16 protein-coding genes are annotated in these 14,360 nt (G+C 59.1%); 3 read left to right on the top strand and 13 right to left on the bottom strand.

Annotation, left to right across the window (positions count from 1 at the left end; translation table 11 throughout):
* Nucleotides 1–68 precede the first annotated feature (68 nt).
* Nucleotides 69–1,094: an S-methyl-5-thioribose-1-phosphate isomerase gene (mtnA, locus tag IFU29_RS17805; protein ID WP_191935098.1), complete on the top strand. Its 1,026-nt coding sequence runs from the start codon at nt 69–71 to the stop codon at nt 1,092–1,094.
* Nucleotides 1,095–1,410: 316 nt separating this feature from the next.
* On the opposite strand, the gene IFU29_RS17800 is transcribed toward mtnA, so the two are convergent.
* From IFU29_RS17800 to IFU29_RS17790, 3 genes are read right to left on the bottom strand one after another with little or no spacing between them, the layout of a single operon-like run.
* Nucleotides 1,411–1,953 (bottom strand): 1,2-dihydroxy-3-keto-5-methylthiopentene dioxygenase, encoded by a 543-nt coding sequence (locus IFU29_RS17800; protein WP_062749294.1) that lies wholly within the window; start codon nt 1,951–1,953, stop codon nt 1,411–1,413.
* A complete protein-coding gene (gene mtnC / locus IFU29_RS17795; protein WP_191935097.1) occupies nt 1,950–2,639 on the bottom strand; it encodes an acireductone synthase in 690 nt (229 codons plus the stop codon). Before mtnC ends, IFU29_RS17800 begins: the two co-directional genes overlap by 4 nt.
* Nucleotides 2,636–3,250: a methylthioribulose 1-phosphate dehydratase gene (locus IFU29_RS17790; RefSeq protein WP_191935096.1), complete on the bottom strand. Its 615-nt coding sequence runs from the start codon at nt 3,248–3,250 to the stop codon at nt 2,636–2,638. The genes mtnC and IFU29_RS17790 overlap by 4 nt, the downstream gene beginning before the upstream one ends.
* Nucleotides 3,251–3,497: 247 nt before the next feature.
* Here IFU29_RS17790 and IFU29_RS17785 point away from each other — a divergent pair, with 247 nt between their 5' ends.
* Nucleotides 3,498–4,658, top strand: a complete 1,161-nt coding sequence (locus IFU29_RS17785; RefSeq protein WP_191935095.1) for a pyridoxal phosphate-dependent aminotransferase — start codon at nt 3,498–3,500, stop codon at nt 4,656–4,658.
* Nucleotides 4,646–5,413 carry an amidohydrolase gene (locus IFU29_RS17780; protein WP_191935094.1) on the top strand — a complete coding sequence of 256 codons (768 nt, stop codon included), beginning with the start codon at nt 4,646–4,648 and terminating at the stop codon, nt 5,411–5,413. The genes IFU29_RS17785 and IFU29_RS17780 overlap by 13 nt, the downstream gene beginning before the upstream one ends.
* Nucleotides 5,414–5,449: 36 nt before the next feature.
* On the opposite strand, the gene IFU29_RS17775 is transcribed toward IFU29_RS17780, so the two are convergent.
* The 10 genes from IFU29_RS17775 to hpxU form a co-directional block, all read right to left on the bottom strand.
* Complete coding sequence (locus IFU29_RS17775) at nt 5,450–6,772, bottom strand: nucleobase:cation symporter-2 family protein (protein ID WP_191935093.1); 1,323 nt, start codon at nt 6,770–6,772, stop codon at nt 5,450–5,452.
* Between the two features lie 99 nt (nt 6,773–6,871).
* Nucleotides 6,872–7,207: a hydroxyisourate hydrolase gene (uraH, locus tag IFU29_RS17770; protein WP_191935092.1), complete on the bottom strand. Its 336-nt coding sequence runs from the start codon at nt 7,205–7,207 to the stop codon at nt 6,872–6,874.
* A complete protein-coding gene (uraD, locus tag IFU29_RS17765; protein ID WP_191935091.1) occupies nt 7,204–7,698 on the bottom strand; it encodes a 2-oxo-4-hydroxy-4-carboxy-5-ureidoimidazoline decarboxylase in 495 nt (164 codons plus the stop codon). Before uraD ends, uraH begins: the two co-directional genes overlap by 4 nt.
* Nucleotides 7,695–8,954: an allantoate amidohydrolase gene (gene hpxK / locus IFU29_RS17760; protein ID WP_191935090.1), complete on the bottom strand. Its 1,260-nt coding sequence runs from the start codon at nt 8,952–8,954 to the stop codon at nt 7,695–7,697. Before hpxK ends, uraD begins: the two co-directional genes overlap by 4 nt.
* Nucleotides 8,951–10,189 carry a pyridoxal-phosphate-dependent aminotransferase family protein gene (locus IFU29_RS17755; RefSeq protein WP_191935184.1) on the bottom strand — a complete coding sequence of 413 codons (1,239 nt, stop codon included), beginning with the start codon at nt 10,187–10,189 and terminating at the stop codon, nt 8,951–8,953. The genes hpxK and IFU29_RS17755 overlap by 4 nt, the downstream gene beginning before the upstream one ends.
* Before the next feature lie 143 nt (nt 10,190–10,332).
* Entirely contained in the window at nt 10,333–11,067 is a 735-nt protein-coding gene (locus tag IFU29_RS17750) for an amino acid ABC transporter ATP-binding protein (RefSeq protein ID WP_191935089.1), read from the bottom strand.
* On the bottom strand, nt 11,048–11,704 hold the full coding sequence (locus IFU29_RS17745) for an amino acid ABC transporter permease (RefSeq protein ID WP_062749269.1): 657 nt from the start codon (nt 11,702–11,704) through the stop codon (nt 11,048–11,050). Before IFU29_RS17745 ends, IFU29_RS17750 begins: the two co-directional genes overlap by 20 nt.
* A complete protein-coding gene (locus IFU29_RS17740) occupies nt 11,704–12,369 on the bottom strand; it encodes an amino acid ABC transporter permease (protein ID WP_191935088.1) in 666 nt (221 codons plus the stop codon). Before IFU29_RS17740 ends, IFU29_RS17745 begins: the two co-directional genes overlap by 1 nt.
* Before the next feature lie 10 nt (nt 12,370–12,379).
* Nucleotides 12,380–13,165 (bottom strand): transporter substrate-binding domain-containing protein, encoded by a 786-nt coding sequence (locus IFU29_RS17735; protein WP_062749265.1) that lies wholly within the window; start codon nt 13,163–13,165, stop codon nt 12,380–12,382.
* Nucleotides 13,166–13,429: 264 nt separating this feature from the next.
* Complete coding sequence (gene hpxU / locus IFU29_RS17730) at nt 13,430–14,269, bottom strand: MurR/RpiR family transcriptional regulator HpxU (RefSeq protein WP_191935087.1); 840 nt, start codon at nt 14,267–14,269, stop codon at nt 13,430–13,432.
* Nucleotides 14,270–14,360: the final 91 nt, after the last annotated feature.

Raw genomic sequence — 14,360 nt, 5'->3', positions numbered from 1 at the left:
CAGACGTCTATACATCCGTCAGCCATGTTGGCACAATATGACGCATTAAAGCAACCGGGATTTAACTCATGCAAACACTCAGCACCACCAGTTTACAGGTTCGTGACAATCAGCTCTGGATCCTTGACCAGCAGGCCCTGCCACAGCAGAAAGTCTGGTGCCCGACGCCGGATGTTGCCGAACTGGTGAGCCATATTAAAGCGCTGCGGGTCCGCGGCGCACCGCTGATCGGCCTGTCGGCCAGCCTGCTGTTGGCACTGCTGGCTGAAAACGGCATGGCCAGACCGGCACTGGCGAAGGCGCTGGAGGTGCTGCGTGCTGCGCGTCCGACAGCGGTGAATCTGATGAATAACCTGGATCGCATGAAGCTGGCGCTGGCCCAGGATGATTTTGTCAGCGCGCTGGGGGCAGAAGCACTGCGGTTGATTGATGAGGATAAAGCCCTGTGTGACAGCATTGCCGCCGCCGGCAGCGCCCTGATTACCCCCGGCAGCCGCCTGCTGACCCACTGCAACACCGGCGGGCTGGCCACGGCAGGCGTCGGCACCGCGCTGGGTGTTATCGCCCGCGGCTGGACGGAAGGCAAGGTCAGCCAGGTATGGGTGGATGAAACCCGACCGCTATTACAGGGCGGACGCCTGACGGCGTGGGAATTAGGCGAACTGGGCGTCCCTTACCGGTTAATCTGTGATTCGATGGCCGCCAGCCTGATGGCCCGGGGAGAGGTTGATGCTGTCTGGGTGGGGGCGGATCGCATTGCCGCTAACGGTGACGTGGCGAATAAAATCGGCACCTACAGCCTGGCGGTGCTGGCGAAATATCACGACATTCCGTTCTACGTCGCGGCACCGCATACCACGCTGGATCGCGAATGCCCGGACGGCGATGCCATCCCGATTGAACAGCGCGCCGGGCGCGAAGTGACGGGCGTTGCCGGCAGCTTTGGTGATGTGCAGTGGGCACCGGAGGATGCACAGGTGTACAACCCGGCGTTTGACGTCACACCCGCCGCCCTGATTAGCGGCTGGGTGCTGGATACTGGCGTGGTCACCCCGGCCCAGGTAAAGGCGGGCGAATTTCAGCCGCGTCGTTAAGGGGTCTCACCAGGGCGAGCGGCTGCAGCCAACGCCGCTGCAGCCTGAAGAATGACGGAAAATAATACCCTAAATTATTCGGGTTGCAGCAAGGCGGCAAAGCGGCGAGTCCCCTGGGAGCATAGATCACTATGTGACCAGGGCGAGCGGCTGCAGCCAACGCCGCTGCAGCCTGAAGAATGACGGAAAATAATACCCTAAATTATTCGGGTTGCAGCAAGGCGGCAAAGCGGCGAGTCCCTGGGAGCATAGATCACTATGTGACCAGGGCGAGCGGCTGCAGCCAACGCCGCTGCAGCCTGAAGAATGACGGGTATTACGGTAAGCGCGGATAAGCATCAGCGATAGTATCGCCGGTAAACTTCGCCACCCAGCCTTCCTGATTGTCGAAAATACGGATAGCAGTAAAATTAGGGGACGAGCCCATATCGAACCAGTGCGGCGTGCCTGCCGGGACTGAAATCAGATCGTTCTTCTCGCATAAGATCTGATAGATATGCCCGTCAAGGTGCAGGCAGAACAGTCCGGCCCCTTCCACAAAGAAACGAACTTCATCTTCCCCGTGGGTATGCTCAGAGAGGAACTTAGTGCGCAGCACTTCTTTCTGCGGGTTGTCCGCACGCATGCTGATCACATCCCAGCTCTGATAACCTTTTTCTGCCACCAGACGATCGATTGCATGCTGGTACGCTTTGATCACGGTGTCCGCATCCGGGTTTTCACCCAGATCGCGGTCTGCTTCCCAGCGTTCAAAACGCACATCCTTTGCCTTCAGTTTTTCAGCGATTGCGGCGGCGTCAGTGCTGTGCCACACCGGGGTGGTCGCTTCGGTATCGGTAAAAATAGTCAGTGCGCTCATGAGTTCAACAGTTCCTGGTTAATCTGATCAAAACCTGCCACCTGGCGATGACGGCTCTCAGCATCCGCGTCGCCGCGTATTAACTGCACGGTCTTCCAGCCTGCATCCTGCGCCGCGTCCAGCTCCTGATGAATATCGGATAAGAACAGCAGTTCCTCTGCAGGTAAACCAATCTGGCTGGCAATGTTGCGGTAAGACTCCCTCTCACGTTTGGCGCCGACGTGGGTGTCAAAGTAGCCGCTAAACAGCCCAGTGATATCACCTGCGTCGCTGTAGCCAAATAACAATTTCTGCGCAGCAACGGAGCCAGATGAATAAACATACAGCGCGATGCCCTGCTGCTGCCACTGTTTTAACGCCGGCAGCACGTCAGCATAGAGATGACCGGTAAAGCTGCCGTTCTCGTAACCCGCGCGCCAGATCATGCCCTGCAGCGCCTTCAGCGCGGTGGATTTTCGGTCCTGATCCATAAACCCGAACAGCACGGCGACCAGGTCATCATTGCTGGCCTGCGGCTGATTAATCTCGGTACGCAGATCGTCCAGCACCTGTGCCACAGCGTGCTGTGAGTGATGTTCCGCAATAAAGTCCGGCAGATGCTGCCGCGCATAAGGAAACAGAACGTTATGGACAAAGCGAATATCGCTGGTGGTCCCTTCAATGTCGGTGACGATGGCGCGGATCATGATTTCTCCAGGATGCGGCGTTGTAATTCACACTGGAAGAGAAACTCCAGCCCTTCAAGATGACGACGTGCTTCGGCCACGTCTTTCCCCCAGCAGGTCAGTCCGTGGCCGCGCAGCAGGAAACCATAACGCAGCGGCGTATGCCCAGCAAACTGCGCAATACGCTGTGACAGCCCGGCAATATCCTGATCGTTATCGAACAGCGCCACCGCCACACTGCCCTGATGCGAAGTCTGCCCGGCCAGCGTCTTTTGCATTTCATAGCCCTGTAACACCAGCGCTGCGCTTTTTTCCACCCGGGACAGGACGGTGGCGTTCACCGTGTGGGTGTGCAGCACCGCACCCGCCTCAGGAAACAGACGGTAGATCAGCGTATGCAAACCGGTTTCTGCCGAGGGTTTACGGCCGGACGGAACGCAATTGCTGACGATCTCAACCTGGATAAAGTCGTCGCGCGTCAGGCTGCCTTTGTCTTTGCCGGACTCACTCAGCAGGCAGAACTGCGCGTCCTGGCGTACGGACATATTGCCGCCGGTGGCCGGTGCCCAGCCGCGTTCGCCAATCCAGTGACAGGCATCAACTAATTGATCTAACTGAGAGCGTTGTGTCATCTCTTTCCTTAGTGTGAAAGATGATAAGGATGATTATAGACGTCTAAGCGTCTTGATTGCCAAATACTAACACCGTGTTATATTGGCAGCAATAACATCCATTTCCCCCCACTCGCTGGGGTTGCAGCAAGGCGGCAAATCGATGCGTCCCGGGGAGCTTACAACAGGCAGTGACCGGGAGAAATGCACCACCGCCCTTGCAGCTTCAGACAGTCAGGGAAAAAACGTGCTACAAGGGTTGAGTCATATGAGCCAGACGTCGTTTACCCCAGAAAGCAAGCTACCTGCGCTGGGCACCACTATTTTTACCCAGATGAGCGCACTGGCGCAGCAGTACAACGCCATCAACCTGTCGCAGGGGTTTCCTGACTTTGACGGCCCGCTGTATCTGCAACAGCGCCTGGCACATCACGTCAGCCAGGGCGCGAACCAGTATGCACCGATGACCGGCGTGGCTCCGCTGCGTGAGGCGATTGCCCAAAAAACGGCTGAACTTTATGGCCACACCCCCGATGCAAACACCGAAGTCACCGTCACGGCCGGTGCTACCGAATCCCTGTTCGCCGCCATCACTGCGCTGGTGCGTCCGGGGGATGAAGTGATCTGCTTCGATCCCAGCTATGACAGCTATGCACCGGCCGTGACCCTCGCGGGTGGCGTGATGAAACGCATCGCCCTTCAGCCCCCGGGGTTTCGCCCCGACTGGCAGGCCTTTTCCGCTTTGCTGTCAGCGCGTACCCGCCTGGTGATCCTGAATACTCCGCATAACCCGACGGCCACGGTGTGGCAGCAGAGCGACTTCGCCCAACTCTGGCAGGCCATTGCCCGGCAGGAGATTTACGTGCTGAGCGATGAGGTCTATGAACATATCTGCTTCGACGCTAACGGCCATGCCAGCGTGCTGGCACACCCGGAACTGCGCGCGCGCGCGATTGCCGTGTCTTCATTCGGTAAGACCTTTCACATGACCGGCTGGAAAGTGGGCTACTGCGTGGCCCCGGCGGCCCTGAGCGCCGAAGTACGCAAGGTACATCAGTATCTGACCTTCTCGGTGAATACCCCGGCACAGCTGGCGATGGCAGATATGCTGGCGCAGGAGCCGCAACACTACCGGGAACTGCCGGAATTCTACCGGGCACGACGCGACCGCTTTGTGAAAGCCCTGTCGGGCAGCCGCTTTACGATCCTGCCTTGCGAAGGCACCTACTTCCTGCTGGCTGATTACAGCGCCCTTTCCGATCTTGATGATGTCGCCTTCTGCCAGTGGCTGACCAGAGAAGTCGGCGTGGCAGCCATCCCGCTGTCGGTGTTCTGCGCCGACGCCTTTCCTCATAAACTGATCCGCCTGTGCTTCGCCAAACAGGAAGCCACGCTGGACGCTGCTGCGGAGCGCCTGTGTCAACTTTAAACATCACTGTTCTTCAGCAGCCGCTGGTATGGATGGACGGCCAGGCTAACCTGGCCTTTTTCAACGACCTGCTGGCCGATATCCAGGGCCGTGACCTGATTATCCTGCCGGAAATGTTCACCACCGGATTTGCCATGGAGGCGGCGACCCGTTCACTGCCAGAAGTTGAAGTGATTGCCTGGCTGCAGGAGAAAGCCCGTGCAGCAAATGCGATGGTGGCGGGCAGCGCCGCCATTCAGGTTGAGCACGGGGCGGTAAACCGCTTCTTCCTTGTCGAACCGGAAGGCAAAGTGCATTTCTACGACAAGCGCCATCTGTTCCGCATGGCCGGAGAACATGAACACTATCTGGCCGGGGAGCGCCGCGAGGTGATTGAGTGGCGCGGCTGGCGCATCCTGCCTCAGGTCTGTTACGACCTGCGCTTCCCGGTGTTCTCCCGCAACCAAAATGATTACGATCTGGCGCTGTATGTGGCTAACTGGCCTGCGCCACGCGCCCTGCACTGGCAGACGCTGTTGCAGGCGCGCGCCATTGAAAACCAGGCGTATATCGCCGGGTGCAACCGCGTGGGCAGCGACGGAAACGGCCATCAGTACAGCGGTAACAGCCGGATAATCAGCCCGCAGGGTGAAATTCTGGCAGAAGGTGAACCGCACCAGCCTGCACGCCTGGAGGCCACGCTGTCGCTGGAGACGCTGCGCGACTACCGCGAGACGTTCCCGGCGTGGCGCGATGCGGATAGCTTCAGCTGGTGAAACCGCTGGCGGACGGGCAGAAACAGATGACCGCCCCTACGGGCGGGCCACAGCTTTTTCCGTTCGTCCCGATGATACCCGGTTAAACAGCAGATTCAGCGTTACCGAGACCAGGCAGGCGGCGCTGATACCGGAATGAAAAAGGGTCCGCACCCAGCCGGGAAACTGATCGTAGAAGGTCGGCATGACAATTGGGATCATGCCGAAGGCAATCGAGGTGGCAACAATGACCAGGTTCATATTGTCTTTATAATCCACCTTTGCCAGGGTGCGAATGCCGCTGGCCGCCACGGTACCAAACAGCACCACACCCGCTCCACCGAGAACGGGCAGCGGTATGGCTGCCACGACTCTGCCCAGCACCGGTAAAAAACCCAGAATCACCAGAATGACGCCCCCCGCCGCGACCACAAAGCGACTCTTCACCCCGGTCATCGCCACCAGCCCGATATTCTGCGCAAAGGCACTCTGTGGGAAGGAGTTGAACAGCGGTGCCAGCGCGCTGGTCAGCATATCGGCGCGCAGGCCACGGGCGATGCGCTTTCCGTCCACATCCGTACCCACAATGTCGCCAATCGCTATCAGTCCGGCGGTGGTTTCGGTCAGCAGCACCAGCACAATCAGCGTCATCGAGACTATGGCCGCCACATCAAATACCGGCATGCCAAAGGTCATCACTCCCGGCAGAGCCAGCCAGTCCCCCTGCGCCACGCCGGCAAAACTTGCCTGCCCGGTGAACAGGGCGACACCGGTTCCACAGGCCATTGCCAGCAGGACCGCCAGCCGTCTTACCGCGGCACTGCCCAGACGATTTAACAGCAGTACCATCACCAGCGTCACCGCCGCCAGACCGATATTGTCGGTTGACCCCCAGCCTGCCGCATGAGGGTTGCCCCCCATCGCCCAGCGTGCCGCCACCGGCATCAGCGACAAGCCGATCACCGCTATCACCGTCCCGGTCACCACCGGGGGGAAAAAGCGAATGATATGCGCAAACAGCGGGGCAATCAGCAGACCAAGCAGCGAGGAAGCCATCACCGCGCCGAACACCACCGGCAGACCGCCTTCACTGGTGACCAGCGTCACCATGGTAGCCACCCCGGCAAAAGAGACGCCCTGCACCAGCGGCAGCCGTGAACCAAATCCGGGCATACCCAGCGCCTGAAGCAGCGTGGCGCAGCCGCTGACAAACAGCGCAGCCGTCACCAGGATACCCAGCTCGCTGGCACTCAGCCCGGCGGCTGAACCAATAATCAGTGGGGGAGCAATAATTCCGCCGTACATGGTTAACACATGCTGTAAACCCCAGGCAAAAGCCTTGCCTGCCGGATAACGCGTATCTTCTGGCCTGACGCTCATAATGATGCCTTTTCGTTTTATGCAGGTTGACGGGCGGCCCGGAAAAGCGGGTTCGCCCAGGGAGGCTTTCCGGCCACCCGCTGCCGTCACAGGTACGGTTTATGACCCACGATAGGTGGACCAGGACCACGGGGTGATCAGAAAGGGTAAATGGTAGTGGCTGCCGGGGGCGGTAATGACAAAGTCGATCCGGGCGTTGACGTAGAGCGTTTCCCGCCCGTCGGCGGCAAAATAGTCGCCGATGGCGGCTGTCAGGCGATAGCGGCCCGCAGCCAGTCCGTCGGGCGTCAGATCGCTGACCCGGCCGTCGGCGTTGGTGACGCCAGATGAAAGTCGCTGCCAGCCTTCGCTGCCCTTCTGTTCAAGGACGATGGTTACGCCGACGGCGGGTTTCCCGCGCGCGGTATCCAGAATATGCGTGGTAATAGTGCTCACCGGAAGGCCTCCTGCAGGCGTAAAAGCGTAATTTCACGCAGCTGGTCGAGCGCTTCGCGCTCCTCCTGCTGCATATCGTTGTTCAGGCGACGCTGTAACTCGGCCAGGATCTGCTCGCCGCTGCGCCCTTTGGCGCGGATCAGAAACACCCGGCCAAAACGCTGTTCATAGTCAGCATTGCCCGCGCGTAAGGCCCGGGCAAGTTCCGCATCGGCGCTGTTCACCAGGACCTGTTCGTTACCCGACATGGCCGCTTCTTTTCCGCCGCCCGCTGCCCGCTCACCAATGCGCGGGTGAGCAGAAAGTGCCCGCATCAGCGCGGTACTGTCCCACTGCTGTGCCACGCTGTCCGCCTGTTTCAGCAGCTCTGCCAGCGAGACGTAGGGCCGCGCATCCGTCAGCCGCGCGGCCCACTCAGGCAGTGCCACGCAGTGCGCAATGCTACGCTGCGCCTCGTCAGCGCTGGCCTGGTTGAACTGCGTCAGATTCATTTTTCGGCCACCGCCGCCACGGCCTGCACGTAAGCCTGTACGGCCAGAGCCACATCCTGCGGGGTCACGGATTCCGCCGGATGGTGGCTGATGCCGCGATCGCAGCGCACAAACAACATCCCGACCGGCCAGCGTTCAGCGATGGCAATGGCATCGTGTCCGGCTCCGCTGGGCAGCGACAGGCTGCGGCCCTGAACGGTGCCGACGGCTTGCGTCAGCGCAGTCTGTAAGCCTTCATCACAGCGCGTGGCCGGGATTTGGTAATACTCCTCTGCGCTGAAGCTCAGGCCACGCCGCAGGGCAATGGCTTCTCCCTGAACCAGCAGTTCAGACAGCAGCGCCGCCAGCAGCTGGTCTTCCGGGCCGCGCACGTCCAGCGTCAGCGTCACCTCTCCCGGAATGACGTTCACCGCCCCGGGCTGGCACTGTAGGGTTCCTACCGTCGCGACCAGCTGTGGATCCAGCTGCGGTGTGCGCTGTTCGATAAACACCATCCACTCTGCCGCCGCCGCCAGCGCATCTTTGCGGTGGCTCATCGGCACCGTCCCGGCGTGTCCGGCCTCCCCGGTAAAACGACAGTTGAGGCGCCGCGCGCCGTTAATTGCCGTCACGACCCCCAGCGCCAGCTGCGCCTGCTCCAGGCACGGGCCCTGCTCAATATGTAACTCCAGGTAAGCAACGAAATCCTCAACGTCGCGCGCCGCCTGCCATAGCAGATCGGGGTTGAAGCCAATATCTTTCATCGCCTGTCCGACGGTAATGCTGTTGCCATCCGGATGGGTGAGCCAGTGTGCTGGCCAGGTACCCGTCAGGCCCCGGCTGCCCAGCAGGGTAATACCAAAGCGCGTGCCCTCTTCGTCCGCAAAGCCGATAATTTCGACCGCCAGCGGCAGGCGCTGACCGCGATCGTGCAGATACTGCACCGTTTCAATCGCCGTCAGCACGCCCAGCATGCCGTCATAGCGCCCGGCGTTGCGTACCGTATCCAGATGTGAACCCAGCAGCACCGCCTTCGCATCCTCACGCTGTCCTTCATAGCGCCCGCAGATATTGCCCACGCTGTCCTGCCAGACCTGCATGCCAGCCGCTTTCATCCACTTGCCGACCATCGCATTCGCACGCAGGTGCTCCGGCGAAAGATAGACGCGGGTCAGGTAACCCGGGGTTTCACTGATTTCAGCCAGTGCATCACAGCGGGCCATGACGCGCGCCGCAGCGGCGGCAGCGGCCGTGGCATTCATCAGGCACTCGCTCATCCGCGACTCCCGTTGTAGTGGTCCCAGGCGGCCTGCATCGCCGCCCCCTGAGTACTGCGGAAACCGACATAATTCAGCACCGACTCCAGCGCGCTCAGGGTCTGCATAACGCAGTCTTTACGGGCGTTATATCCCATCGTGCCGATGCGCCATACCTTGCCAATCAGCGGGCCGAAGGACGTACCGATCTCAATACCGAAATCTTCCAGCATCAGCTGGCGCACCTGGTCGCCATTCACTCCCTGAGGGATCATCACGCCCAGCACGTTATTCATTTTGTGGCTCAGATCGCCGAAGGTATCCAGCCCCATACCCTGAATGCCTTTCAGCATCGCGTCCCCGTGCAGCTTGTGGCGGGCGATGCCGTTATCCAGCCCCTCCTCAAGGATCAGGCGGGCACACTCGCGCGCGCCAAACAGCGCCGAGGTCGCTTCGGTGTGGTGGTTAAGACGCTCCGGGCCCCAGTAGTCCATGATCATGCCAAGATCGAAATAATTGGACCAGATCATCTCGTCATCACCATCCTGATGAGCATCGGTGCGGATCCCCGCCTCCACGCATTTGCGCTTACGGATCGTCTCTTCCATCGCCGGGCTGAGGGTAATCGGCGAGGTCCCCGATGGCCCGCCCAGGCATTTCTGCATGCCGACTGAGACCGCATCCAGGCCCCAGGCGTCAGTTTCCAGCCTGTTGCCGGCGAGTGAAGCGGTGGCATCGGTATAGAACAGCACGCCATATTTTTTACAGATTGCTCCCAGCTCTTCCAGCGGCTGCAGCATGGTGGTAGAGGTATCCCCCTGCACCGTCAGCAGCAGCCGTGGCCTGACCTTTTTAATCGCGTCTTCAATCTGGTCCGGGGTAAATACCTCGCCCCACGGCACGTCAATGGTATGGACTTCTGCACGGCAGCGGCGGGCAATTTCGCACAGCAGATGGCCGAAGCGGCCAAATACCGGCACCAGCACTTTATCGCCGGGGCGGATCGCCGACAGCAGGATCGCTTCAATTCCGGCGCGTGAGGTACCGTCGATCAGCATCGTCCAGCGGTTTTCGGTACGGAACACGCCGCGATACAGCGCCATCACTTCGTTCATGTACTGCGTCATCGCCGGATCGTACTGCCCCAGCAGCTGGCTGGACATCGCACGCAGTACGCGCGGATCGGCGTTGATCGGTCCCGGCCCCATCAGCAGGCGCTGCGGCGGGTTAATCTGGGTAAATGTAGATAAATCCATCATCGATTCCTGTATTGAAATAACCCCTTAGGCGTTACTGGTGCAGGCAGTTTGAACACGGACAGCGCGCAAGAACCGGAGCGTACACGTCGTACGTGAGGATTCTGAGCACTGCCCAGGTTCAAAATGACAAACAAAGTAGCCTAAAGCCCACGCACCGAGGAGATAAACTGTTTTAATTCATTCGTTTGCGGGTCAGAGAAGACGGTTTTACTGTCGCCCTGCTCCCACACCCGCCCCTGGTGCATAAACACCACGCGGTCACCGACCTCGCGGGCAAAATTCATTTCGTGTGTTACGAGGATCAGCGTCATGCCCTCTTTTGCCAGCTGCTCCAGCACTTTCAATACTTCCCCCACCAGTTCCGGATCCAGCGCCGAGGTGATCTCATCGCACAGCAGCACTTTGGGCGACATGGCCAGCGCCCGCGCTATCGCCACGCGCTGCTGCTGCCCGCCGGAGAGGTTGGCAGGATAGTAATCTATCCGGTCGCCCAGACCGACTTTTTCCAGCATCCGGGCGGCCAGTTCGCGGCATTCTGCCTCTTTCTTTTTCAGCACCCGCCGGGGGGCCAGCATCACGTTTTCCAGCGCCGTCATATGCGGGAACAGGTTGAAGTTCTGGAACACCATCCCGACGGAACGGCTGATGTCCCGCGCCTGGGCATCGCGATCGGTAATGGTCATCCCGCCGAGTTTAATACTGCCCTCCTGATAGCCTTCCAGCCCGTTAATGCAGCGTAGCAGGGTGCTTTTCCCCGATCCGCTGCGGCCGATAATGGAGATCACTTCACCCATATCGACGTCGAGATCCACGCCTTTCAGTACGTGATTGTCGCCATAGTATTTCTGCACCTGATTAATGGTGATGAGCGGCATTGAATTTCTTCTCCAGATACTGGCTGTAGCGTGACAGCGGATAACACATCAGGAAATAGCCGAGGGCCACTAACCCGAACACTTTAAAAGGCTGATACGTCACATTGTTCAAAATGGTGCCGGCCTTGGTCAGCTCTATAAAGCCGATAATGGAAGCCAGCGCGGTGCCTTTCACCACCTGGACGGCAAAGCCGACAGTGGGGGCGATCCCCACGCGCAGCGCCTGTGGCAATACCACACGCCAGAGCGTCTGACCAAAGCTCAGGCCGAGGCAGCGACACGCCTCCCACTGCCCTTTCGGCAGGGCTTTAATGCTGCCGTGCCAGATATCCACCAGAAAAGCACTGGTGTAGAAGGTCAGCGCCAGCGACGCCGCCGTCCACGGCGACACGTCCAGGCCAAATAGCGCCACGCCGAAGAAGGCCAGGAAGAGCTGCATCAGCAGCGGCGTACCCTGGAACAGTTCGATATAGCAGCGGATCATCCGGTTTGGCCAGCGACGCCCACTCAGGCGCACCATCACCAGCGGCATTGCCACCAGCGTGCCGCCGAAAAAGGCCGTCAGCGACAGAGCGATGGTCCAGCGGGCCGCCAGCAGCAGATTGCGCAGAATGTCCCAGTCAGTAAAGGTTGTCATCATGGCTGCTCTCCAAACCACTTGCGCCCCGCGGCCAGTAACAGCTGACGCATGGCAATCGACAGCGCCAGATACATCAGCGTGGTCACCAGATAAACCTCAAAACTTAAAAAGGTGCGCGACTGGATCAGGTTGGCGGCAAAGGTCAGCTCCTCATAGGAGACCTGAGATACCACCGAGGAGCCAAGCATCACAATAATGCACTGGCTGACCAGCGCCGGATATATACGCTTCATTGACGGCGGCAGCACCACCCGGATAAAGGTCTGCGTGCGGGTCAGGCCCAGTACGCGTCCAGCCTCCCACTGCCCTTTCGGTGTCACTTGGATGCCGGCACGGATTATTTCCGTACTGTAGGCCCCGAGATTAATCAGCATGGCCAGCAGCGCCGCTTCGCCGGCGGTCAGCTTCAGACCGAGATTGGGCAGACCAAACACGATAAAAAACAGCTGCACCACAAACGGCGTATTGCGGATAAGTTCGACATACACGCCCCATAGGCGGCTGAACAGTGAAGGCCTGCCGCTGCGCAGCGCTGCCCCCAGAATGCCCAGCCCTACGCCGCCTACCGTCGCCATTACTGTCAGCTGAATGGTCACCCACAGGCCGGAAAGTAATTCCGGCCAGAAGGGCCACAGCGCAGGAAAATTCAGTTGCCCAATCATTGGTCAGCCCTTACGCGCCGAGATCGGCGGGCAGCGGAGCCTTCAGCCACTGCTCTGAAAGCCCGTTCAGGGTTTTATCCTTAATCGCCTGTACGATCAGAGCATCCACTTTCGCTTTCAGCGCGGGCTCATTTTTCTTCATACCGATGAAGCACGGGGAGTCTTTCAGCATAAATTTCGCGACCGGGGCTTTATCTGCCTGCTGGCGGGCGATGGCGGCCACCACCAGGTTGCCTGTGGCAACATACTCCACCTGACCGGAAAGGTAAGCCGACAGCGTGGTGTTATTGTCTTCGTAGCGCTTCACCTGGGCGTCTTTCGGTGCGATCCCCGTCAGCACCATGTCTTCAACGGCCCCCCGGGTGACACCGATGGATTTGCCACTCAGGCCAGCAGCCTCTTTCAGCGCCCCGTCTTTTGGCCCGAACACGCCGAGGAAGAACGGCGCATAGGCGCGACTGAAGTCGATCACTTTCTCGCGCTCCGGATTCTTGCCCAGGCTGGAGATCACCAGGTCCACTTTGTCCGTCTGCAGATAAGGAACGCGGTTGGCGCTGGTCACCGGCACCAGCTGCAACTTAAGTTTCATCTGTTTCGCCAGGTACTTTGCCATATCAATGTCGTAGCCCTGCGGCTGTAAATCAGTGCCGACCGAACCAAACGGCGGGAAGTCCTGCGGGACTGCAATGCGGATAACGCCACGTTTTTCAATATCCTGCAGCTGGTCGGCATGGGCCACTATTGCCTGAGAAAACAGTACGGCACCTGCCAGTAATGCAAATAAGCCTTTTTTCATCTTCACTTCCCCGGTTAATACATCATGAAACGAAAGATTCTTAAAGAACTTAATTGCAACTAATGTGCCAGCGCGTGAGAGGGGATAAAAATTTCTGCTGCCCGGTGCATACCGGGTGAGAAAAAACCTGCTGCAGCAGATTATTAACCTTAAAAGAGTCGGGGAAAGCAGGACAGTTCCTGACCTGACTGCCCGTTAAAAGGCCATAAAAAGGGGCGCGGCAATGCGCCCCAAAATCATGCAAAGCACCATAACAGTGCCCCACTAGCGGTGTTCCAGCTCATCCAGCTGGCCGTAGAGGTCAGCAATCTGATGTATACGCTGGCGTCCGTCACTTAACCTTTCGTGCAATACCGCATTGGCCAGCAGGTTGATCAGACTGTTGGCTGCCGCATAGCTGTCAAAGGCCGACACGCTGTCCAGTGGGGCGCAGAGCTGCCAGCGCGTCAGCGTCATTACCGCCTGCGCCTGAGGCTCGCACAGCGCCAGCGTCGGGATACCGTTATGCTGTAGCTGCTGCAATAGCGGCCGGATAATGCGCGGTCGGCGGCGAAAAGCCATCACCACCATCAGATCCTCCGGGGTGAGATCCACCAGCTCTTCCGACAGCGTCTGCCCCGGCTGCGGCAGAACCTGAACCTGAGTCCGCGCCTGTAACAGCTGCTGGCGCAGATGCAGAGCAACCGGATAGGCGTTTCGCATCCCGATGATAAAAATGCGTTTGCTGTTTGCCAGCGCCTGTACGACTTCACCAAAATGTCCGGCATCAATGCCGTTAACCCACCGGGTCAGGTTGGCCATCTCCTGCTTGTAATGGCGTGCCAGCAGCGTATTCCCCTGCACCGCATCGCGGTTGTCCGTCAGCGGCATCCCACTCTGGCGCAAGGTACGCAGCTCATCGCGCATATCTTTATATTTTTCATAGCCCAGGCGTTTAAACAGGCGACTGACCGTAGCTTTAGACGCCCCGCTCAGGCGTGCCAGATCGGCACTGTTGTAGCTGATCAAATCATCGAAATGGTCGAAAACAAAATCAGCGATACGCTGTTCCTGGGGGGAAAGCTGCGCGTACTGACTGCGCAGGCGTTCATCAAGCTGCATCATGGTGTTGACCCTGTAACGTTTGTTTCATCCTCAGAATGATATACAAATAACGTGCCTGTCTGTAGCGGGGGACGCTGGCGGAAAGAAATCA

It is taken from the genome of Erwinia persicina (assembly GCF_014838825.1).
GTDB classification, from domain to species: Bacteria; Pseudomonadota; Gammaproteobacteria; order Enterobacterales; family Enterobacteriaceae; genus Erwinia; species Erwinia persicina_A.
This window is presented reverse-complemented; position numbering and strand designations above follow the sequence as displayed.

Coding starts and splice junctions, on each gene's coding strand:
- mtnA (WP_191935098.1), top strand. CDS start 69: ATGCAAACACTCAGCACCACCAGTTTACAGGTTCGTGACAATCAGCTC.
- IFU29_RS17800 (WP_062749294.1), bottom strand. CDS start 1,953: ATGAGCGCACTGACTATTTTTACCGATACCGAAGCGACCACCCCGGTG.
- mtnC (WP_191935097.1), bottom strand. CDS start 2,639: ATGATCCGCGCCATCGTCACCGACATTGAAGGGACCACCAGCGATATT.
- IFU29_RS17790 (WP_191935096.1), bottom strand. CDS start 3,250: ATGACACAACGCTCTCAGTTAGATCAATTAGTTGATGCCTGTCACTGG.
- IFU29_RS17785 (WP_191935095.1), top strand. CDS start 3,498: ATGAGCCAGACGTCGTTTACCCCAGAAAGCAAGCTACCTGCGCTGGGC.
- IFU29_RS17775 (WP_191935093.1), bottom strand. CDS start 6,772: ATGAGCGTCAGGCCAGAAGATACGCGTTATCCGGCAGGCAAGGCTTTT.
- uraD (WP_191935091.1), bottom strand. CDS start 7,698: ATGAATCTGACGCAGTTCAACCAGGCCAGCGCTGACGAGGCGCAGCGT.
- hpxK (WP_191935090.1), bottom strand. CDS start 8,954: ATGAGCGAGTGCCTGATGAATGCCACGGCCGCTGCCGCCGCTGCGGCG.
- IFU29_RS17755 (WP_191935184.1), bottom strand. CDS start 10,189: ATGGATTTATCTACATTTACCCAGATTAACCCGCCGCAGCGCCTGCTG.
- IFU29_RS17750 (WP_191935089.1), bottom strand. CDS start 11,067: ATGCCGCTCATCACCATTAATCAGGTGCAGAAATACTATGGCGACAAT.
- IFU29_RS17745 (WP_062749269.1), bottom strand. CDS start 11,704: ATGACAACCTTTACTGACTGGGACATTCTGCGCAATCTGCTGCTGGCG.
- IFU29_RS17740 (WP_191935088.1), bottom strand. CDS start 12,369: ATGATTGGGCAACTGAATTTTCCTGCGCTGTGGCCCTTCTGGCCGGAA.
- IFU29_RS17735 (WP_062749265.1), bottom strand. CDS start 13,165: ATGAAAAAAGGCTTATTTGCATTACTGGCAGGTGCCGTACTGTTTTCT.
- hpxU (WP_191935087.1), bottom strand. CDS start 14,269: ATGATGCAGCTTGATGAACGCCTGCGCAGTCAGTACGCGCAGCTTTCC.